Origin of the sequence: Micromonospora sp. NPDC002296, from assembly GCF_040296145.1 — a bacterium.
Lineage (GTDB): Bacteria > Actinomycetota > Actinomycetes > Mycobacteriales > Micromonosporaceae > Micromonospora.
In genome coordinates this window covers 12,291-32,871 of the sequence record NZ_JBEOWQ010000005.1, presented here as the reverse complement: position 1 = coordinate 32,871, position 20,581 = coordinate 12,291, and the positions used below count along the sequence as shown (strand labels likewise).

Here is a 20,581-nt window from a genome sequence, read left to right as displayed (position 1 = left end):
ACCGGCCTCAGCGCCCGGCGGCGGTGCGGCGGGCGCGGGGCCGGCGTCTGGAGGCCAGGCCGATCGTCACCCCGGCCACGGCCAGCGCCACGCCCCCGGGCAGCAGCAGCCCGCCGGTGGCCGCCCCGGCCGTGCCGCCGAAGCCGGTGTTCGGGCCCCGGCTCGGGTGCTGCGCCGCAGGGTGCGACGGGTGCGGGGCCGGCTCGCGCGTCGGCCTGTGGGTGGGCGAGGGCGGGGGCGAGGGCGTCCGCTTGACCACCTGGAGCATCGTGGTCGCGGTCTCCCCGCCCCGGCACTCCAGCTTGACCCGGTAGTTGCCCGGCCAGACCCGCTCCCGGACCATCGGGGACGCTGTCAGCAGGCCACGGTCCGGTCGGGCGGCGACCCGGCCGAAGGCGTCGGAGACCACGATGGCCGGCACCGAGTTGTCGTGGCAGCTCGCCCGGACGGCGACCAGGTAACCGGGCTGCACCGTGCCGGGGCTGACCTCGACGAAGACGAGCCAGCCGGGCTGTCCGCCGCCGGGCTGTCCGCCATCGGGTCGGCCGCCGCCGGGCTGGTCGGCCGACGCCTCGGGCACCGGGACGACCGCGGGGGCACCGGCGGCCCGCGCGACCCCCGCGAGCGGGCCGGCCATCACGCCGACCGTGGTGACCGCGAGCGGGCCGGCGACCGCGGCGACCGCGACCGCCAGCGCGGCGCCGAGGCGCGTGGCTGACCCCATGACCCCTCCCGGCGCGGTAACGCGACGCCGGGCACCGGCCGCCCGGCCTGCCGTACGGGACGGGTCCGCCCGTCCCGGTCGTACATCACATCCGGTCCGGCGTGGCCGTCGCGTACGCTCGGGTCGCTGTGACCTCCACCGACCCGAACCCCGCCGCGACCGTGCCGCCGCACGCGCCCCGGATCCGCACCTTCCACCCCCGGCGCGGCCGGATGAGCGACCGTCAGGTCGACGACCTGGACCGGCTCTGGCCGGCGTACGGCATGACGATCACCGACGACCTCGCCGCGCCGGTGGACCTGGCGGCGCTGTTCGGCCGCCGGGCCCCCGTGGTGCTGGAGATCGGGTCCGGGATGGGGGACGCCACGGCCGAGATGGCCATCGGCGACCCGAACCGAGACTATCTGGCCGTCGAGGTGCACACGCCCGGAATCGCCAACCTGCTGGGTCTGGTGGAGCGCCACGGCCTGGGCAACGTGCGGGTCGGGCGGGGCGACGCGCTCGACCTGGTCCGGGCGCTGCCGGAGGGCTCGTTGGACGCGGTGCACGTGTTCTTCCCCGACCCGTGGCCGAAGTCGCGCCACCACAAGCGGCGGATCATCCAGCCGGCGCACGTGGCGCTGCTGCGTTCCCGGCTGGTCCCCGGTGGGACGCTGCACTGCGCCACGGACTGGGCCGAGTACGCCGAGTCGATGCGCGAGACGCTGACCGCCGACCCGGGGCTGACCGACGTGCACGACGGGTACGCCCCGCGTCCCGCCCACCGGCCGATCACCAAGTTCGAGCGCCGCGCGTTGACCGCCGGCCGCCCGGTTCTCGACCTGATCCACCGTCGGGCGTGACCGGCAGGCTCCCGGTTGGCGCGGGAGGCCCTACGGCAGGCACGATGGACGGGCTATGACGCTCACCGCCGCGCTGCCGACAAGCGCCGACCCCGACACCCTCTTCGACGCGTTCGCCGGCTGGGCGAAGGAGCGCGGCCTCGACCTCTACTCCCACCAGGAGGAGGCGGTCATCGAGATCGTCTCCGGCGCGAACGTGATCATGAACACGCCGACCGGCTCGGGCAAGAGCCTGGTGGCGATCGCCGCGCACTTCGCCGCCCTGGCCGACAGCCGGACCACCTTCTACACCGCCCCGATCAAGGCCCTGGTGTCGGAGAAGTTCTTCGCCCTCTGCGAGGTTTTCGGCGCCGACAACGTCGGCATGCTCACCGGCGACGCCAGCGTCAACGCCGACGCCCCGATCATCTGCTGCACGGCCGAGATCCTGGCCAACCTCGCGCTGCGCGAGGGCGAGCGGGCCGACGTCGGCCAGGTGGTCATGGACGAGTTCCACTTCTACGCCGAGCCGGACCGGGGCTGGGCCTGGCAGGTGCCGATCATCGAGCTGCCCCAGGCGCAGTTCGTGCTGATGTCGGCCACCCTCGGCGACACCACCCGCTTCGTCGACGATCTCACCCGGCGCACCGGCCGGCCGACCGCCGTCGTCCGCTCGGCCGAGCGGCCGGTCCCGCTCATCTTCACGTACGCGATGACGCCGATGCACGAGACCCTCGAGGAGCTGCTGGAGACCAAGCAGGCCCCGGTGTACGTCGTGCACTTCACCCAGGCCGCCGCCCTGGAGCGCGCCCAGGCGCTGATGAGCGTCAACGTCGCCAGCCGGGCCGAGAAGGACATGATCGCCGAGGCGATCGGCCGGTTCCGGTTCACCTCCGGGTTCGGCAAGACCCTGTCGAGGCTGGTCCGGCACGGCATCGGCGTGCACCACGCCGGCATGCTGCCGAAGTACCGCCGCCTCGTCGAGACCCTTGCCCAGGCCGGGCTGCTCAAGGTCATCTGCGGCACCGACACCCTCGGCGTCGGCATCAACGTGCCGATCCGCACCGTGCTGTTCACCGGCCTGAGCAAGTACGACGGCATCCGCACCCGGCTGCTCAAGAACCGCGAGTTCCACCAGATCGCCGGCCGGGCCGGCCGGGCGGGCTTCGACACCATCGGCCGGGTCGTCGTGCAGGCCCCCGAGCACGTCATCGACAACGAGAAGGCCCTCGCGAAGGCCGGCGACGACCCGAAGAAGCGGCGCAAGGTGGTCCGCAAGAAGCCGCCGGAGGGCTCGATCGGCTGGGGCCGGCCCACCTTCGACCGCCTCGTCGAGGCCGAGCCGGAACCGCTGACCTCAAGCTTCCAGGTCAGCCACTCGATGCTGCTCAACGTCATCGGCCGCCCCGGCGACGCGTTCACCGCCATGCGGCACCTGCTCACCGACAGCCACGAGGAGCCCGCCGCACAGCGCCGGCACATCCGCCGGGCGATCGCCATCTACCGGGCGCTGCGGGCCGGTGGAGTGGTGGAGGAGCTGCCCGAGCCGGACGAGACCGGCCGCCGGGTCCGGCTCACCGTCGACCTCCAGCTCGACTTCGCGCTCAACCAGCCGCTGTCACCGCTCGCCCTGGCCACCATCGAGCTGCTGGACGCCGAGTCACCGTCGTACGCCCTCGACGTGCTCTCGGTGATCGAGTCGATCCTCGACGACCCCCGCCAGGTGCTCTCCGCGCAGCAGTTCAAGGCCCGCGGCGAGGCGGTCGCCGCGATGAAGGCCGAGGGCATCGAGTACGAGGCCCGACTCGAACTGCTCGACGAGGTGACCCACCCGAAGCCCCTCGCGGAGCTGCTGGAGGCCGCGTACGAGATGTACCGGCAGGGGCACCCCTGGGTCGCCGACCACCAGCTCTCCCCCAAGTCGGTCGTCCGCGACATGTACGAGCGGGCGATGACCTTCACCGAGTACGTGCAGTTCTACTCCCTCACCCGGTCCGAAGGGCTGGTGCTGCGGTACCTCGCCGACGCGTACAAGACGCTGCGCCAGACCGTCCCCGAGGACGCCAAGACCGAGGAGCTGGTCGACCTCATCGAGTGGCTGGGCGAGCTGGTCCGCCAGGTCGACTCCAGCCTGATCGACGAGTGGGAGCGGCTGCGCAACCCCTCCGACGTCGCGGAGGCCGCCGAGGCGTACGCCAACCTGGACGACCGGCCGCCGGCGGTCACCCGCAACGCCCGGGCGTTCCGGGTGCTGGTGCGCAACGCGCTGTTCCGCCGGGTCGAGCTGGCCGCCCTGCGCCGCTGGTACGACCTGGGTGAGCTGGACGGCGGGGACGGCTGGAACGCGGACGCGTGGGCCGACGCGCTGGAGCCGTACTTCGAGGCGTACGACTCGATCGGGGTCGGCCCGGACGCCCGCGGCCCGGCGCTGCTGATGATCGAGCAGGGCCGGGAGCGGTGGACGGTCCGGCAGATCCTCGACGACCCGGACGAGGACCACGACTGGGGCATCAGCGCCGAGATCGACCTGGCCGCCTCCGACGAGGTGGGCGCCGCCGCCGTCCGGATCACGGACGTCGGCCAGCTCTAGCCGATCTTCACAGGAGGGGCAGTCCGGACGTCCGGACTGCCCCTCCTTTTCGCTGGGAGATGTCAGACCCATCGATTAGAATGTGTGTACTAAACCAAGTCCTGACCTGGGAGGACTTCCGTGAACGCGTCCACCTCCAGCACCCTCCCGCCCTACGCCACCCTCCTCGGCTTCACCCGGTACGTCGACCGCACCGGGCCCACCAAGGCGAGCTTCGTCGGGGGCCTGCGCAAGCAGCGGGCGAGCCGGCACGGCTTCAACCCGCACGGCCAGTTCGTCAAGGCGCTCAAGGCCGACGTCGCGTTCCACACCGGCGGCACCCACCTGGCGCAGGTCGCCGACGTGGTCAAGCCGCGCTGGCGCCCGCTCTACCAGGCGCTCGTGCCGGGCGCGACTGCCTGGCTGCGCTCCCTCGGCGAGCCGACCGCCGTCGACCTGGCCCAGACCCGCGACGCCCTGGCCATGCTCGGCGACCTCCCCGTCAAGATCAACCCCCACTTCGGCATCCGGTACGCCGAGGACGGCCGCGCCGAGGCCGTCCGCCTGCACTTCGACGAGGCCCCGCCCAGTGAGGAGACGGCCCTGGCCACCCTGCACCTGATGGCCCGGCACATGGACGCCGTCCTCCCCCACGCCACCCCGGTCCTGGTAGACGTCCGCCGAGGCGAGGCATACCGGATGCCGGGCAGCGTCAAGCCCGATCAGGTCGAGCAATGGCTGGCCGGCGAGGCGGCAGCCTTCCGCGCCATCTGGTCCACCGCCGCCTGACCCACCCCCAATCCGACGCGCCGCCTCCCACCCGTCCACGGGAGGCGGCGCGTCGGCCCGTTCCGGGCTTGGCCGTGGGAGGCGGCGCGTCGGCCCGTTCCGGGCTTGGCCGCCGGCTGTCGACGTGGAGGTCGTCGCTGCAAGGTCACGCTCGATCCGGGAAACAGTGGTCACCGTGGCGCCCGGAGGCCCCTGTTTCCTGGATCGAGCACGACTTTGACACGACCCTGAGGGGCCACAACGGGGTTATCCACAGGGGACGGCGGAGTCCGACCGAAATCGGCAGAGTCGGGGCATGCCAAAAGCTCCGTTACGACCTCCGCAGTTGCGGGGCCGAATCTTCCGTGGCTCGGTGGCCGTGTCTCACGGGCTCCTCACCCGCAACGAACTACGCAGTTCCGCCTGGCGCCCGTTGTTCCGGGATGTGTACGCGGACGCCCGCCTCACGGTCACCCACCGCCACCGGTGCGCTGCGGTGGCCCGCTGGCTGGTGTCTCCCGGCACGGCCGTCGCCGGGCGATCAGCGGCGGCGTTGTACGGGGTGGGCCGCGTCGCCCTCGACGAGCCGATCGACGTCCTGACGCCCAAAGGGCCGTTCCCCCTACCCTCGCACCCGACGGCAGCGCCCCGGTCGGTACCAGGAGGTGGCCACCGGCAGGAAGCAGGAGGGGGTGATCGGCAGGGCCCGAGGGTGGGACGCCGGCAGGGGCCGATGACAGGGCTGCGGGTGCATCGGGCCGACGTGGATCCGTCGGATGTCGTCAATCGGGCGGGCGTGCTCGTGACCACTGCGGCCCGTACCTGCTGGGACCTGGCCCGTTGGCTGGACGTCGTGGAGGCGGTCGTCGTCATCGACGGACTGCTGGCGCGTCGCCTCACCGACGTTCCGGCGCTGCGCGAGTACGCGCTGACCCGGGCCGGGCTGCGGGGCTGGCGTTCCCTGCTGCGCGCGGTCGAACTGGCCGACCCGGGGGCCGAGTCGCCGCAGGAGTCCCGGACCAGGGTGCGGCTGGTGCTGGCCGGGCTGCCCCGGCCGCGTACCCAGTGGGTCGTCTCCGACGGTGGGCGATTCGTGGCCCGGCTGGACCTGGCCTGGCCCGAATTCAGGGTCGCCGTCGAGTACGACGGGCTCTGGCACGACGACCCCGAGCAGTTCCACCGCGACCGCCGTCGACTCAACCGGCTCCTCGGCGAGGACTGGCTCGTGCTTCATGTGACGGCGCGGCGCCTGCGCGCCGACTTCGACGGCTTCGTCGCCGAGGTGCGGGCGGCGCTGCGCTCCCGCGGCCACCGCCGCCGGGCGTGATGAGGCTCGAACATGGAAGTAGTGGCCTCCTGTGCGTCAGAGGCCACTACTTCCTGGATCGAGCGCGATCATGCCCGGCGGGGCAGCGCGAGGGCCGGTCAGGAAAGGAACTTCTCCAGGTCGTCGATGATCTTGTTGGCGGCGCCGACGCCGATGCCGGTCATCCAGACCTCGTCGGAGACCGGGTACGCCTTGCCGGCCTTAACCGCGGACAGGCCCTTCCACAACGTGCCGCCGGAGACGGTGCTCTGCTCGGCGGCGGCCTTCTCGCCGTACGCGGTCACGAAGATGACGTCGGCGTCGACCTCGTTGACCCGCTCGGGGCTGACCGCGTCGAAGCGCTTGTCCTCCTTGTCGGCGAGCTTCTGCCGCTCGGGGCGGCCCAGCCCGGTGTCACCGATCACGATGCCGGAGAAGGAGTCCGGGCCGTAGACCCGGATCGAGCCGGGCATGAAGCGCACGATGGAGATCTTCCGCTGGGCGGCGTCGCCGAGCTTCGCGCCGAAGTCCGCAGCCCGCTTCTCGTACGTGGTGAGCAGCTCGCGGGTCTGCTCCTCCTTGCCGAGCGCCTTGCCGTCGAGGAGGAGGTTCTCCTTCCAGGTGATGCCCACCTGCTCGGTGAACACCGTCGGGGCGATGGCGGCCAGCTCGTCGTAGAACTTCTCCTGGCGGAACTTGCTGCCGAGGATCAGGTCGGGCTTGAGGGCGTTGATCGCCTCCAGGTCGGGCTCGGTGACCACCCCGACCGTCTTGATCCCGGCCAGCTTCTCCTCACCGAAGTAGGTCGGCCAGCCCTTCGCCTCGCCCGCGGTCGCCGCACCGACCGGTGTGATGCCCAGCGACAGCGTTGTGTCGATCTTGTCTGTGTCGAGGACCACGACCCGCTTCGGATCGGCCGGCACCTTGGTGGTGCCCATGGCGTGGGTGATCTCCCGGGTGTCCCCGGCGGCGGTGTCGGCGACGGGGTCGCTCTCTCCGCAGGCGGTGAGTCCGACGCTGAGGGCGACGGCCGCGGTGAGCACGGCGGCGAGACGACGCATCGATGTTCCTTTCAGAGGGTTCCGCCGGCCGGTGAGCCGGAGGAGGTGACGGAGGAGGCGGCCCGAGCGGGCGCTGCCAGGGAGGGGCTGGTGAGGGCCGGTACGACCAGAGGCGCGCCGGTCACCGGGCAGGGCACGACGACGCAGTCGAGCCCGAAGACGTCGCGGACCAGCTCCACGGTGAGGATCTCCCGGGGCGGGCCGGCGGCCACCACCCGGCCGGAGCGCATGGCGATCAGGTGGTCGGCGTACCGGGCGGCCTGGTTGAGGTCGTGCAGCACGGCGACCACGGTCCGGCCCCGCTCGGCGCGCAGCCGGTGCAGCAGGTCCAGCACCTCCACCTGATGGGCCAGGTCGAGGAAGGTGGTCGGCTCGTCCAGCAGCAACGCCTCGGTGTCCTGGGCCAGGGTCATCGCGATCCAGACCCGCTGCCGCTGCCCGCCGGAGAGGGTGTCCACCGGCCGGTCGGCGAGGCCGGCCACGTCGGCGAGCTCCATCGCCTCGTCGACGGCGGCGCTGTCCCGCTCCGACCACTGCCGCCACCACCGCTGGTACGGCTGCCTGCCCCGGCCGACCAGGTCGGCGACCGTGACCCCCTCGGGCACCAGCGGGCTCTGCGGCAGCACGCCGAGACGTTGGGCGACCTCCCGGGTCGGCAGGTCCCGGATCGCGGTGCCGTCGAGCAGCACCGCGCCCCGGCTGGGGGTGAGCAGCCGGGCCATGGTGCGCAGCAGCGTCGACTTGCCGCAGGCGTTCGGGCCGACGACGACCGTGAAGGCGTCGGCGGGCAGCTCGAGGTCGAGGCCGTCCAGGACGGTCCGCTCGTCGTAGCCGACGACCAGGTCGCGGGTGGAGAGCATCGCGGCTCCTCGGGAGGGGACGACGGACGGGGACGGTGGGGACGCCGGGGGACGACGCGGCGCCGGCAGGGCGCCGTGGCCGGCGCCGGTCGTGGGCATCAGGACGGCCGCCGGCGTCCGCGCAGCAGCAGGAAGATCAGGTACGGCCCGCCGATCGCGGCGGTCAGCACGCCCGCCGGGAGCTGGGTGGGGGCGAGCAGCCGACGGCCGGCGAGGTCGGCGAGGACCAGCAGCAGCGCGCCGAGCAGGGCGGAGCAGAGCAGCGGGGGACGCTCGGCCCGGACCAGCCGGCGGGCGAGCTGGGGCGCGACCAGGGAGACGAAGTCGACGGCGCCGACCTGCGCGGTGACCATCGCGGCGGCGAGCACCCCGGTCCCGGCCAGGCCGATCCGGCGGGCGACCGGGCGGACGCCGATTCCGCGTGCGGTGTCGTCGTCCAGGGCGGTGCTGTTCAGTGCCCAGCCGGCCCAGAGCAGCACGGGCAGCAGCGCCAGCAGGGTGACCGCGATCCATGCCGCCTCGGTCCATCCCTTTCCGGCGAGGGTGCCGACCAGCCAGATCTGGGCGCGCATCCCGTCGATCGGGTCGACGGTCATCAGGACCACCTCGATCAGCGCCCGCAGCGCGAAGGCCACCGCGACCCCGGCGAGGACGAATCGCTGGGCGGCCAGCCCGTGCCGGGCACCGAGGGCGAGCACCAGCGCCGCCGCGGCCAGCCCGCCGAGCAGCGCCGCCGGGGCGACCAGGACGGCGGCTGCCCCACCGGTCAGGGCGACGGTGGCGGCCAGCCCGGCCCCCTGGGTGATGCCGATGACGTCCGGGCTGGCCAGCGGGTTGCGGGCCACGCTCTGGATCAGCGTGCCGGCGACGCCGAACGCCGCGCCGGCCACCGCCGCGAGGACCAGTCGGGGCAGCCGCAGGTCGAGCACCACCAGGTCGTACGGGGTGCCGGCGCCGGAGAGGGCGCGCAGCACGTCGGCCGGCGCGACGTACGGGGTGCCGAGGGCGAGGCTGAGCACCCCGGCGGCGACGAGCAGCCCGGTCAGCGCGGCGGCGACCAGCACCGGCCGGCGGCGTACCGGCACCCGCAGCGGGCCGAGGCGCAGCAGGGTCCGGCCGGGCGGGGCGGATCGGGGACGGGCCCCGGTGGCGAGGGCGCTCACGCCGTCACCACCCGGGCGCGGCGGACGAGGAAGGCCAGCAGCGGGGCGCCGATCAGCGCGGTGATCACCCCGGCGGGCACCTCGCCGGGCGGGGCGACGAGCCGGCCGACGACGTCGGCGCCGAGCAGCAGGGCGGGTCCGAGCAGGGCGGCGACGGCGAGGGTCCACCGGTGGTCCGCGCCGACCAGGGCCCGGGCCAGGTGCGGCACGGCGAGCCCGACGAACGCGATCGGCCCGGCCGCCGCCACGGCCGCCCCGGTGAGCAGCACCCCGGCCGCGCCGCCGCCGAGGCGGACCAGGCCGATGCGGTGGCCCAGTCCCCGGGCCACGTCGTCGCCGAGGGCGAGCGCGTCCAGGCCCCGGGCGACCAGGACGGCCAGCACGAGCCCGGCGAGGACGAGCGGCAGCACCTGACCGGTGACGCCGACGTCCCGGCCGGTCAGCCCGCCGACCACCCAGAACCGGTACTCCTCGAAGGTGCGGGCGTCGATGCTGAGCAGCGCGTACACGACGGCGCCGAGACTGGCGTCGAGCGCGGCGCCGGTCAGCGCGAGGGTGACCGGCGAGGCGCCCTCGCGGGTCCGGTTGGCGACGGCGAACACGGCCAGGCCGGCCAGGAGCGCCCCGGCGACGCCGAACCAGACGTACCCGGCGAGGCTGCCGACGCCGAAGACGGCGATGGCCAGCACCACGCCGCACGACGCGCCGGCGCTGATGCCGAGGATGCGCGGCTCGGCCAGCGGGTTGCGGGTCAGCGCCTGGAACAGCACCCCGGCGACGGCGAGGGCGAGACCGACGACGATGCCCAGGGTGGTGCGCGGCATCCGCAGCTCGCGGACGATGGTGGTGGCGTCCCCGCCGTCGGGGGCGACCAGCGCGTGCCACACGTCGTCGGGCGCGAGCGGCCGGCTGCCGAGGGCGAAGCTGGCGAGCACGGCGAGTGCCAGCACCGCCGCCGCTCCCACGGTGACGGCCACCCGGCGGCCCGACCCGCGGGCGGGCCGGCTGGCGGCCCGGATCGGCCGCGCGGCGACGGTGGTCACGAAACTCCCTCAGCTTAGGCTCGCCTTACCTTAACTGAGCTGCTCAGACCCGCCTAACCGAGGGGATGTAGATCCGGATCGCGTGCGCCGTGCAGCATTCCCGCGCCCAGGGCGGCGGCCCCGAGGGCCGCCACGCCGGCCAGGCCGAGCCCGGAGGAGCCCGCCGCGCCGATCCCGCCGTCGCCGGTCGCCGCCCCACCGGAGGGCACGACGTCGTACGGCCGCATCATCTCGTTGTCCTCGTGCTCCAGCAGGTGGCAGTGCCAGGCAAAGCGGCCCGGAAGGTCGAACCGGGCCTTGATCCGGGTCACCTCCCCGGGGAGCACGGCCACCGTGTCCAGCCACCCGCGCTCGGCCGGGCTCGGCGGCTGCTGGCCGGTCGGCCCCCGCCCGACCAGCTCGAACTGCACCTGGTGCAGGTGGATCGGGTGGGCGGCCGGGGTGAAGTTGTGGAACTCCCAGATTTCCGTGCCGTACAGCCGCGGCGTCTCGGTGACCGGCGCGTTCCAGCGCAGCGGCACCGCCCGGCCGTCCCGGTCGACGGTGCCCAGCAGCGCGGCCACCGGGCCGGCGCCGGGCGACGTCGACATCGTCTCGTTCAGCGACAGCCGGCGGACCCGTTCGGCCGGGCCGAGCGGTCGCGACGACGGCAGGTCGAGCTGGTCCGGCGGGACGCTGCGGTCCGGGCCGCTCGCCTCGGTGACGACGAGCTTCAGCACCTGGCCGGTGGTGTGCGGGTCGGCCGGTTCGACGTCCGCCCCCGGGCCGCCGGACAGCCCGTCCGGGCCCTCGTTGACCAGGTACAGCTCGGTCCCCGCCGGCACGTCGGAGAAGTCGACCACCGCGTCGACCCGGGAACCGCCGCCCAGCGGCAGCTTGCCCAGTCGCACCGGCGCCGGCAGGAACCCGCCGTCGCTGCCGATCTGCCAGAACGGCACCGCCGGCCGCGCCGGCCGCGCCGTGGGATGCGCCGCCACCGACAGCAGCAGGAACCGCGAGTTGCAGCCGTTGAGCAGGCGGAACCGGTAGCGCCGACGTTCCACCTCCAGCACCGGCCAGGTGCGGCCGTTGACCACGATGGTGTCGGCGAAGACCGCCGGGTGCCAGATCGGCGACACGTCCGTCTCCGGCACGTACCGGCCGGGACGGCCGTCGAACTCGGCCCGGCTGGCCGGGTAGCGCAGCGAGCCGTCGACGGTGAAGCTGCGGTCCTGGATCACCAGCGGGATCTCGTGGTGGCCGCGGGCGGAACCGCCGGCCGGGCCGGTCGTCGCGCCGGGGAGCACCCCGGGCGGCAGGTCGGAGGCGCCGCCGCGCAGCAGGTACAGGCCGATCGGCCCGGCGTACATGGTCAACCGGGTCAGGCCGAGGGCGTGGTCGTGGTACCAGAGGGCGGTGGCGCGCTGGTCGTTGGCGTACTCGACGGTCGCCGCGCCGGGCGACCACCGGGTCCCGCGGTAGTCGGCGTACCGGTCGCCGAACTCGCGGTACGAGCTGCCGTACCGCGCGTACCCGGCCGGGAGGTCGCGGCAGTCCGGCAGGTACCAGGCCTCCGGGTGGCCGTCGCTCTCCTGCCGGTTGTGCCCGCCGTGCAGGTGCACGACGAGCGGCACCGGTCCCAGGTAGGGGCCCGGCGTGCGGCGGAAGCGGCCGGCGTGGTCCCGCCCCTCGTCGCCGCCGGCCGGGTTGGCCCAGTGCAGGGTCGGGTCCACCGGGAGCAGGTGCGGCAGGTACCGGCCACGCCGGTCGAGGAGCTGGTTGAGCCAGGTGACCCGGACGGGCCGGCCGGCCCGGGCCTCGATGGTGGGGCCCGGGTACCGGAAGCTGCCGGGGTGGGCCGCCGAGCCGAAGCCCCAGACGGTGGTGGGCGGCAGCGACCGGGGCAGGACCTGCTGGCGGAACTGCCGCACCGCGACCGCGTACTCGTCGGCGTCGGGGGCCCCGAGGTCCCGGGGCATGGCCCGGGGAACCGGGAGCGGGGTGACGTACTTCGGGATGTCGCGCGGGTCCAGCGGCGGGGCCGGACGCGGCCCGGCGACCGCCCACCCGGCCGGTGTCAGCGCGACCGCGCCACCCGCCGCCCCCGCGATGAGCAGACCTCTCCTGGAGACCATCTCCCCGCACCTCCCCGCGTCGTCGTCCCGAGACCGAGGCTAGATGGAATGAATTTCGCTCAGAGTGGCAAAAGCCGCTTTCTTCTCGGAAACCCTCGTTCAGGCGATGACGGCACCATTCACCCCCATACGCTGGTCGCATGGAATTCGACCAGCACACCGTCGTGCTCCTGGCCTGGCCCGAGAACGCGCCGGAACTGCCCCGGGACGCTGCGGACCGGCTGCGCGACGCCCACCTGGCCCACCAGGCGGGGCTGGTGGAGCAGGGCCTCGTCCTGGCGGCCGGGCCCTTCCTCGACCCCGACGACGACCGGCTGCGCGGCTTCGCGGTGCTCGCGGTCGATCGGGCGGCGGCCCGCGAGCTGTACGGCAACGACCCGGCGGTCCGGGCCGGCCAGCTCGTCGTGCGGGTGATGAGCTGGCTGGTGCCGCAGGGCAACGTACGGTTCGGCGACGTGCCGATCCCCCGGTCGATGCTGGAGATGGCGGCGGGCGACTGAGCCGGCACCGGCACGGGGCCGGGGGCCGCCGGGGTGGTCAGCCCGCGGCGTCCTCGCGGGGCGTCGGCACCCCGACACCGGCGTCGACCTGGTGGTCGGCCCAGACGTACTCCGTGGGCAGCAGCTCGGCGACCGGCACGGCGCGCAGCGCGTCCGCCGGGCCGACGATGACCCGGATCGACGGGAAGTAGTCCAGCAGCACCTGCCGGCACCGGCCGCACGGCGGGATGACGCCCCGTCCCCGGTCGCCCACCGCCACGATCGTCTCCAGCTCGCCCGCGCCCTGGGTGGCGGCGGCACCGATCGCGACCACCTCGGCGCACGGCCCACCGGTGAAGTGGTAGACGTTCACGCCGGTGAAGACCCGGCCGTCGGCGGTACGGGCGGCGGCGGCGACGGTGTGGTTGTCGCTGCGACAGCGCAGCTTGGCGACCGCCGTGGCGGCCTGCACCAGGGCCCGGTCGGTGTCTCGCATGGTCATTTCTCGGCGTCCCCGCGGTCGGTGTCGGTCGGCGGTCAACTCTAGACGGCGGTAACCGGGGGGCGGTCGGCACTCGGGCTGCCTATCCTTGGCGACGACATGCAGAATCCAGCCGTTCCCGCCGCACCCGCCGCGTCCGACACCGTCCGCGAGCTGCACCGCCGCCTGCCCACCCTGATGTTCCGCGACCAGCGCCGGCTCCAGCGGCGCCTCGACGGCGCCCGGCGGCTGCGCGACCCGCAGCGGCGCGAGGCTGCCCTGGCCGAGATCACCGCCGATGCGGCCCGGGCCGAGCAGCGGCTCGCCGACCGTCGGGCGGCCGTGCCCGTGATCACCTACCCGGCCGGACTGCCGGTCAGCGACCGCAGGGACGACATCGCCGCCGCGATCCGCGACCACCAGGTGGTGATCGTGGCCGGCGAGACCGGTTCCGGCAAGACCACCCAGCTGCCGAAGATCTGCCTGGAGCTGGGGCGTGGGGTGCACGGGCTGATCGGGCACACCCAGCCGCGCCGGCTGGCCGCCCGGACGGTGGCCGACCGGATCGCCGAGGAGCTGGGCACCGAGCTGGGCGACGTGGTCGGCTACAAGGTCCGCTTCCACGACCAGGTCGGCGACCGCAGCCTGGTGAAGCTGATGACCGACGGCATCCTGCTGGCCGAGTTGCAGACCGACCGGATGCTGCGCCAGTACGACACGCTGATCATCGACGAGGCGCACGAGCGCTCCCTCAACATCGACTTCATCCTGGGGTACCTGCGGCAGCTCCTCCCCCGCCGCCCCGACCTCAAGGTGATCATCACCTCGGCGACCATCGAGACGGACCGGTTCGCAAAACACTTCGCGGACCCCGAGGGCAGGCCGGCCCCGGTGGTCGAGGTGTCCGGACGGACGTACCCGGTGGAGCTGCGGTACCGGCCGCTGGTCGAGGTGGCCGAGGCAGAGGCCGACGAGGCCGACGACGAGGAGAACGTCCGCGACCAGGTCCAGGCGATCGGCGACGCGGTGGAGGAGCTGGCCGCCGAGGGGCCGGGCGACATCCTGGTCTTCCTCTCCGGCGAGCGGGAGATCCGGGACACCGCCGACGCGCTGGCCAGGCTGGTGGAGAGGAAACGGTCGCTGCTCGGCACCGAGATCCTGCCGCTGTACGCCCGGCTGTCGTCCGCCGAGCAGCACCGGGTGTTCGCCCCGCACGCCGGGCGCCGGGTGGTGCTGGCCACCAACGTCGCCGAGACCTCGCTGACCGTGCCGGGCATCAAGTACGTGGTGGACCCGGGCACCGCCCGGATCTCCCGGTACTCCAGCCGGCTGAAGGTGCAGCGGCTGCCGATCGAGCCGGTGTCCCAGGCGTCGGCCAACCAGCGCAAGGGCCGCTGCGGACGTACCTCGGACGGCATCTGCATCCGCCTCTACGACGAGCCGGACTTCCTGTCCCGCCCGGAGTTCACCGACCCGGAGATCCTGCGCACCAACCTGGCCTCGGTCATCCTCCAGATGACCTCGATCGGGCTGGGCGACGTCGCGGCGTTCCCGTTCATCGACCCGCCGGACCGGCGCAACGTCGCCGACGGGGTGAACCTGCTGCACGAGCTGGGCGCGCTCGACCCGGCCGAGACGGACCCGGACAAGCGGCTCACCCCGCTGGGCCGGCGGCTGGCCCAGCTCCCGGTCGACCCCCGGCTGGCCCGGATGGTCCTCGAGGGCGAGCGCAACGGTTGCGCCACCGAGGTGGTGGTGATCGCCGCCGCGCTGTCCATTCAGGACCCGCGCGAGCGGCCGGCGGAGCGGCAGGCCCAGGCCGACCAGGCGCACGCCAGGTTCGCCGACAGGGAATCGGACTTCGTCGCGCTGCTGAACCTGTGGCGGTACCTGCGGGAGCAGCAGCGGGAGCTGTCGTCGAGCGCGTTCCGCCGGATGTGCAAGGCGGAGTACCTCAACTACCTGCGGGTGCGCGAGTGGCAGGACATCGTCAGCCAGCTCCGCCAGGTGCTCCGTACCCCCGAGCAGGGCGACGGCCGACGGGGCGGGCGCGGCGCGAAGGAGGCCGGGGCGGACGGCGGCCGGCGCGGCCCGGCCGCGGACCTGCCGGAGGAGATCGACACCCCGAAGGTGCACCAGTCGCTGCTGGCCGGCCTGCTGTCCCACGTCGGGCTCAAGGACCCGCAGAAGCACGAGTACCTGGGCGCGCGGGGCGCGAAGTTCGCCCTGTTCCCGGGGTCGGCGCTGTTCAAGAAGCCGCCGCGCTGGGTGATGGCCGCCGAGTTGGTGGAGACCTCCCGGCTGTGGGGGCGGGTGGCCGGCCGGGTCGAGCCGGAGTGGGTCGAGCCGCTGGCCCAGCACCTGGTCAAGCGCAGCTACAGCGAGCCGCACTGGGAGAAGAAGCAGGCGGCGGTGCTGGCGTACGAGAAGGTCACCCTGTACGGCGTGCCGCTGGTCACCGCCCGGAAGGTGAACTTCGGACGGATCGACCCGGCGCTGTCCCGGGAGCTGTTCATCCGCCACGCCCTGGTCGAGGGCGACTGGCAGACCCACCACCAGTTCTGGCAGGACAACCAGCGGCTGCTGACCGAGATCGCGGAGCTGGAGAACCGGGCCCGACGGCGGGACATCCTGGTCGACGACGAGACGATCTTCCAGTTCTACGACGAGCGGATCCCGGCCGACGTGGTGTCCGGTCGGCACTTCGACGCCTGGTGGAAGCAGACCCGCCGGGAGCGGCCCGACCTGCTCACGTTCACCCGGGAGCTGCTGGTCAACGCCGGCCGGGGCGGGGTCGCCGAGGCCGACTACCCGGACGAATGGCGGGCCGACGGGGTCGCCCTCCCGCTGACCTACACCTTCGATCCGGGCACCTCGACCGACGGCGTGACCGTGGACATCCCGCTGCCGCTGCTCAACCAGGTGCCGGTGGAGAGCTTCGACTGGCAGGTCCCCGGCCTGCGCGAGGAGATGGTGATCGCGCTGATCCGGTCGCTGCCCAAGCCGGTCCGGCGCAACTTCGTCCCGGTCCCCGACTACGCCCGGGCGGCGCTCGCCGCGATCACGCCGGGCGAGGAGCCGCTGCTGGACGCGCTGACCCGGCAGCTGCGCCGGATGACCGGGGTGACCGTGCCCCGGGACGCCTGGGAGCCGGCGAAACTCCCCGCCCACCTGCGGGTCAGCTTCCGGGTGCTCGACGAGGAGAACAAGCCCGTCGCCGAGGGCAAGGACCTGCCGGCCCTGCAACGCCGGCTCCGCCAGGAGGTGCGCCAGGTGGTGGCCGCCGCCGCGCCGGAGGTGGCCCGCACCGGGCTGACCCAGTGGAGCATCGGCGCCCTGCCGCGCACCATCGAGCAGGTCCGCGCGGGGTACGCGGTGACGGCGTACCCGGCGCTGGTCGACGAGGGGCCGACGGTCGGGGTGAAGGTCTTCGACTCCGAGGCCGAGCAGGCCGCCGCGCACTGGGCCGGCACCCGGCGGCTGCTGCGGCTGACCGTGCCGTCCCCGGCGAAGTTCCTCCAGGGGCGGCTGTCCAACGAGGCGAAGCTGGCGCTGAGCCGCAACCCGCACGGCGGCGTGCAGCAGCTCATCTCCGACGCGGCCGGGGCGGCGATCGACAGGCTGATCGCCGAGGCCGGCGGCCCCGCGTGGGACGCCGAGGGCTTCGCCGCGCTGCGCGAGCGGGTCCGCGCCGACCTGGTGGACACCGTGGTCGAGGTGATGGGGCGGGTGCGGCAGGTGCTCGCCGCCGGGTACGCCGTCGAGCAGCGGCTCGGCAAGACCCAGAACCTGGCCGTGGTTGCCGCCCTGGCCGACATCCGGGCCCAGCTCTCCGGCCTGGTGCACGCCGGCTTCATCACCGAGACCGGGTACACCCGCCTGCCCGACCTGCTGCGCTACCTGACCGCGATCGAACGACGGCTGGACCGGCTGCCGAGCAACCCGCAGCGGGACCGCCAGCAGCAGGACCGGATCGCGGTGGTGCAGAAGGAGTACGCCGACCTGCTCGCCGCGCTGCCGCCGAGCCGACGGCAGTCGACGGCGGTGCGGCAGATCCGCTGGATGATCGAGGAGCTGCGGGTGAACGTGTTCGCCCAGGCGCTCGGCACCCCGTACCCGGTCTCCGAGCAGCGGATCTACCGGGCGATGGACGACGCCGAGGGTCGCTGAGCCGGCCGGGGCGGGGGTCGGACCGGCCCTCCCCCGGGCGGTACGGCCGCCGCCCAGAGGGCCGGACGGCGTGGCGGCGGCGGGTCAGTGCACCGGGGCGGGCACCGCCCGGCCGGCCGGGAGCCCCCGCACGGAGTTGGTCAGGCCGCCGGAGCGGGCCTCCGGGTACGCGTGGGCCCACCAGGCCCGGTTCTCCCGGTACCAGTGGAAGACCTCGGACAGCCCCTCGGCGAACCGGATCTGCGGCTCGAAGCCGAGCTCGTCGGAGATCTTGGTGTAGTCGAGCGAGTACCGCTGGTCCTGGACCTTGCGGTCGGCGACGTGCCGCACCCGCTCCCAGCCGGCCCCGGCGAGCAGCAGGATCTTCTCGGCCAGGGCCTTGTTGGTCAGCTCGACGTCGCCGCCGATGTTGTAGACCTCCCCGGCGCGGCCCTTGCCCAGCACCAGTGCGATGGCCCGGCAGTGGTCGTCGACGTGCAGCCACTCCCGGACCGCGCCGCCGTCACCGTGCAGGGTGATGTCCCCGCCGGTGAGCAGGCTGGTGACGAAGCGCGGGATGACCTTCTCCACGTGCTGGTAGGGCCCGTAGTTGTTGGCGCACCGGGTGATCGACACGTCGACGTCGAAGGTGCGCCAGTACGACCGCACGACGTGGTCGCTGGCCGCCTTCGACGCCGCGTACGGCGAGTTGGGCTCCAGCACGCAGCGCTCGGTCCACGCGCCGTCGGTGATCGACCCGTACACCTCGTCGGTGGAGACGTGCACGACCCGGCCCACGCCGGCGCGGGCGCAGGCGGCCATCAGGCGGTGCGAGCCCATCACGTTCGTCTCGAAGAACGGGGCCGGGTCGTCGATGGAGCGGTCCACATGCGACTCGGCGGCGAAGTGCACCACCGCGTCGTGCCCGGGAACGAGGTCGGCGAGCAGCGGCCGGTCGCAGATGTCGCCGCGGACGAAGGCCAGGCGGGGGTGGCTGACGGGCAGGTTGTTGCGGTCGCTCGCGTAGGTCAGCTTGTCCAGGACCGTCACGTGGCAGTCCTCGAAGCCGGTGTACCGCCCGTTGAGCAGGCTCCGGGCGAAGTGTGACCCGATGAAGCCGGCACCGCCGGTAACCAGGATCCTCATGTGGTGGCCTCCCTGCCACGCGAAGCCCGCGCGTTCGACTTCGTCTTCGACAGGCCGACGGGGCGTCGTGCCTGTGCAAGGCTTCACCATAGGGGACCAACAGGAGCAACGCGGCTGATACAACGCCCTTAAGGACTATTTAACTCAAGCACGGCACAAAGGGGCGGGATACTCGCACCGTTCCCCCGACCGGGGTCTCTCACCTCGGCTCCACCCCGGGCGGTAGGCCGTCCGCCTCGATCGCGGTGTGCACGTAGTCCATCAGGATGCGGCGCAGCTCGCGCCCGGCGTGGGTGGGCTCGACGTCGCGGCGGCGGGCCACGGCGATGGTCCGGCGCACCCCCGGCGGGGCCAGCCGGGTGACCCGGATGGCGGGTCGGCGGGCCACCACGATGCCGGGCACCAGCGCCACCCCGAGCCCGGCCTCGACGAAGCTGAGCACGGCGTCCATCTCGCCGCCGTCGACGGAGAGGGTGGGCTCGAAGCCGGCCTCCCGGCACGCCTGGAGGGTGGCGTCGCGCAGGTCGTAGCCCTCGCGGAACATGACCAGCGGCTGGCCGCGCAGGTCGGTGACGCGCAGCTCGCCGGCCGCCGAGGTGCCGGGGACCTCGTCCAGCGAGGCCACCACCAGGCTCTCCCGCAGGATCTCCTCGGTGTGCAGCCCCGGATCCGCGCCGTGGGCGGGCATGATGATCAACGCCAGGTCGAGGTCGCCGCGGAGCAGGTCGCGGACCAGGTTCTGCGAGCCGCCCTCCTCCACCCGCAGGTCGACGGCGGGGTGGGCGTCGCGGAACCGGCGCAGCACCGGCGGGGCGAGCGCGGTGGCCAGGCTCGGGGTGGCGCCGAGGCGGACCCGGCCGCGCCGCAGCCCGACCAGTTCCTGGACCTCGCGGGTGGCGGTCTCGACGTCGGCGAGGATCCGCCTGGCCAGCGGGAGCAGCACCTCGCCGGCGGCGGTGAGGGCGATATTGCCCCGCACCCGCTCGAACAGCGGTGCCCCGAGGTCCGCCTCCAGGGCGTGAATTTGCTTACTCAACGAGGGCTGGGTTATGCCGACGACATCGGCCGCCTGGGTGAAATGTCGCACTTCCGCGACTGCGACGAAGTAGCGGAGCTGATGGAGCTGCATCTACATAGCCTATGGCTATCAAGACTGCGAGTTCGATGCATTGGACGACTAGTCGAAGTGCTCCTAGCGTCGGTCAAGTGGTACTCACGAAAACTCGGTCGCCCATCCGCTCCAACGTCGGCCTGAAGGCCGTCATGGCGGTGACGGGCATCCTCCTTGTGCTGTTCCTGATCGCCCACATGCTCGGCAACCTGAAGATCTTCACGGGCGAGACCGCGTTCGACCACTACGGGCACTGGCTGCGCGACCTCGGCACGCCGCTGCTCCCGTCGACCTGGTTCCTGTGGATCCAGCGCACGGCGCTGCTGGTCGCCGTGCTGGGTCACATCGCCGCCGCCACGGTGCTCGCCCTGCGCGCCCGCGCCGCCCGCCCGGTGCGGTACGCCCACCGCAAGGCGGTCCGGGGCAGCTACGCGGCCCGGACCATGCGCTGGGGTGGGGTGATCATCCTGCTCTTCGTGATCTACCACATCCTGGACCTGACCACCGGTCACCTGAACCCCAAGGGCGATTCCAGTAACCCGTACGGCAACGTGGTCGCCGACTTCGCGCCGGAGCGCTGGTACGTCACGCTCTTCTACACCCTGGCGATCGTGGCGCTCGGCTTCCACCTGCGCCACGGCGTGTTCAGCGCGTTCCGCAGCCTCGGCCAGCAGACCCCGGGGGGCGAGCGCCGGGCGCGCGTCGCCGCACTCGTCTTCGCCGTCGCGCTCTGCGCCGGCTACCTGGTGGTCCCGTTCGCCGTACTCACCGGATTGGTGGCCTGAC

General features: G+C 73.4%; 16 protein-coding genes. 7 read left to right on the top strand and 9 right to left on the bottom strand.

The window, feature by feature from the left end; translation table 11 throughout:
* Nucleotides 1-7 precede the first annotated feature (7 nt).
* Nucleotides 8-724: a hypothetical protein gene (locus ABT023_RS05985; RefSeq protein WP_350882166.1), complete on the bottom strand. Its 717-nt coding sequence runs from the start codon at nt 722-724 to the stop codon at nt 8-10.
* A 128-nt stretch (nt 725-852) separates the two neighbouring features.
* Between ABT023_RS05985 and trmB the strand changes: the two genes are divergently transcribed.
* The 4 genes from trmB to ABT023_RS05965 all read left to right on the top strand — a co-directional run bounded on the left by trmB (nt 853) and on the right by ABT023_RS05965 (nt 6,209).
* Nucleotides 853-1,566 carry a tRNA (guanosine(46)-N7)-methyltransferase TrmB gene (trmB, locus tag ABT023_RS05980; RefSeq protein ID WP_502890600.1) on the top strand — a complete coding sequence of 238 codons (714 nt, stop codon included), beginning with the start codon at nt 853-855 and terminating at the stop codon, nt 1,564-1,566.
* A gap of 55 nt (nt 1,567-1,621) precedes the next feature.
* A complete protein-coding gene (locus ABT023_RS05975) occupies nt 1,622-4,135 on the top strand; it encodes a DEAD/DEAH box helicase (RefSeq protein ID WP_350882164.1) in 2,514 nt (837 codons plus the stop codon).
* A gap of 120 nt (nt 4,136-4,255) precedes the next feature.
* The gene (locus tag ABT023_RS05970; protein ID WP_350882162.1) at nt 4,256-4,903 is read left to right on the top strand and encodes a hypothetical protein; all 648 of its coding nucleotides are present in this window, start codon (nt 4,256-4,258) and stop codon (nt 4,901-4,903) included.
* A gap of 712 nt (nt 4,904-5,615) precedes the next feature.
* A complete protein-coding gene (locus tag ABT023_RS05965; protein WP_350882160.1) occupies nt 5,616-6,209 on the top strand; it encodes an endonuclease domain-containing protein in 594 nt (197 codons plus the stop codon).
* 98 nt (nt 6,210-6,307) lie between these two features.
* Here the strand turns inward: ABT023_RS05965 and ABT023_RS05960 are convergent, their stop codons facing one another.
* The 5 genes from ABT023_RS05960 to ABT023_RS05940 form a co-directional block, all read right to left on the bottom strand.
* On the bottom strand, nt 6,308-7,249 hold the full coding sequence (locus ABT023_RS05960) for an ABC transporter substrate-binding protein (protein ID WP_350882158.1): 942 nt from the start codon (nt 7,247-7,249) through the stop codon (nt 6,308-6,310).
* 11 nt (nt 7,250-7,260) lie between these two features.
* Nucleotides 7,261-8,109, bottom strand: coding sequence for an ABC transporter ATP-binding protein (locus tag ABT023_RS05955; protein WP_350882156.1), 849 nt, complete (start codon nt 8,107-8,109; stop codon nt 7,261-7,263).
* Between the two features lie 98 nt (nt 8,110-8,207).
* A complete protein-coding gene (locus tag ABT023_RS05950; RefSeq protein ID WP_350882154.1) occupies nt 8,208-9,272 on the bottom strand; it encodes a FecCD family ABC transporter permease in 1,065 nt (354 codons plus the stop codon).
* Nucleotides 9,269-10,315 carry a FecCD family ABC transporter permease gene (locus tag ABT023_RS05945; RefSeq protein WP_350882152.1) on the bottom strand — a complete coding sequence of 349 codons (1,047 nt, stop codon included), beginning with the start codon at nt 10,313-10,315 and terminating at the stop codon, nt 9,269-9,271. Before ABT023_RS05945 ends, ABT023_RS05950 begins: the two co-directional genes overlap by 4 nt.
* Nucleotides 10,316-10,368: 53 nt before the next feature.
* A complete protein-coding gene (locus ABT023_RS05940; protein ID WP_350882150.1) occupies nt 10,369-12,429 on the bottom strand; it encodes a multicopper oxidase family protein in 2,061 nt (686 codons plus the stop codon).
* Between the two features lie 140 nt (nt 12,430-12,569).
* On the opposite strand from ABT023_RS05940, the gene ABT023_RS05935 reads away from it, so the two are divergent.
* Complete coding sequence (locus ABT023_RS05935; protein WP_350882148.1) at nt 12,570-12,929, top strand: YciI family protein; 360 nt, start codon at nt 12,570-12,572, stop codon at nt 12,927-12,929.
* Nucleotides 12,930-12,966: 37 nt separating this feature from the next.
* Here ABT023_RS05935 and ABT023_RS05930 read toward each other — a convergent pair whose 3' ends face one another.
* Nucleotides 12,967-13,404, bottom strand: coding sequence for a cytidine deaminase family protein (locus tag ABT023_RS05930; protein WP_350882146.1), 438 nt, complete (start codon nt 13,402-13,404; stop codon nt 12,967-12,969).
* Between the two features lie 105 nt (nt 13,405-13,509).
* Between ABT023_RS05930 and hrpA the strand changes: the two genes are divergently transcribed.
* The gene (gene hrpA / locus ABT023_RS05925) at nt 13,510-17,559 is read left to right on the top strand and encodes an ATP-dependent RNA helicase HrpA (RefSeq protein ID WP_350882144.1); all 4,050 of its coding nucleotides are present in this window, start codon (nt 13,510-13,512) and stop codon (nt 17,557-17,559) included.
* Nucleotides 17,560-17,643: 84 nt separating this feature from the next.
* Here hrpA and rfbB read toward each other — a convergent pair whose 3' ends face one another.
* Nucleotides 17,644-18,684: a dTDP-glucose 4,6-dehydratase gene (gene rfbB, locus ABT023_RS05920; RefSeq protein WP_350882142.1), complete on the bottom strand. Its 1,041-nt coding sequence runs from the start codon at nt 18,682-18,684 to the stop codon at nt 17,644-17,646.
* Between the two features lie 199 nt (nt 18,685-18,883).
* The gene (locus ABT023_RS05915; protein ID WP_350882140.1) at nt 18,884-19,813 is read right to left on the bottom strand and encodes a LysR family transcriptional regulator; all 930 of its coding nucleotides are present in this window, start codon (nt 19,811-19,813) and stop codon (nt 18,884-18,886) included.
* 77 nt (nt 19,814-19,890) lie between these two features.
* Between ABT023_RS05915 and ABT023_RS05910 the strand changes: the two genes are divergently transcribed.
* Nucleotides 19,891-20,580 carry a succinate dehydrogenase cytochrome b subunit gene (locus ABT023_RS05910; RefSeq protein ID WP_350882138.1) on the top strand — a complete coding sequence of 230 codons (690 nt, stop codon included), beginning with the start codon at nt 19,891-19,893 and terminating at the stop codon, nt 20,578-20,580.
* Nucleotide 20,581: the final 1 nt, after the last annotated feature.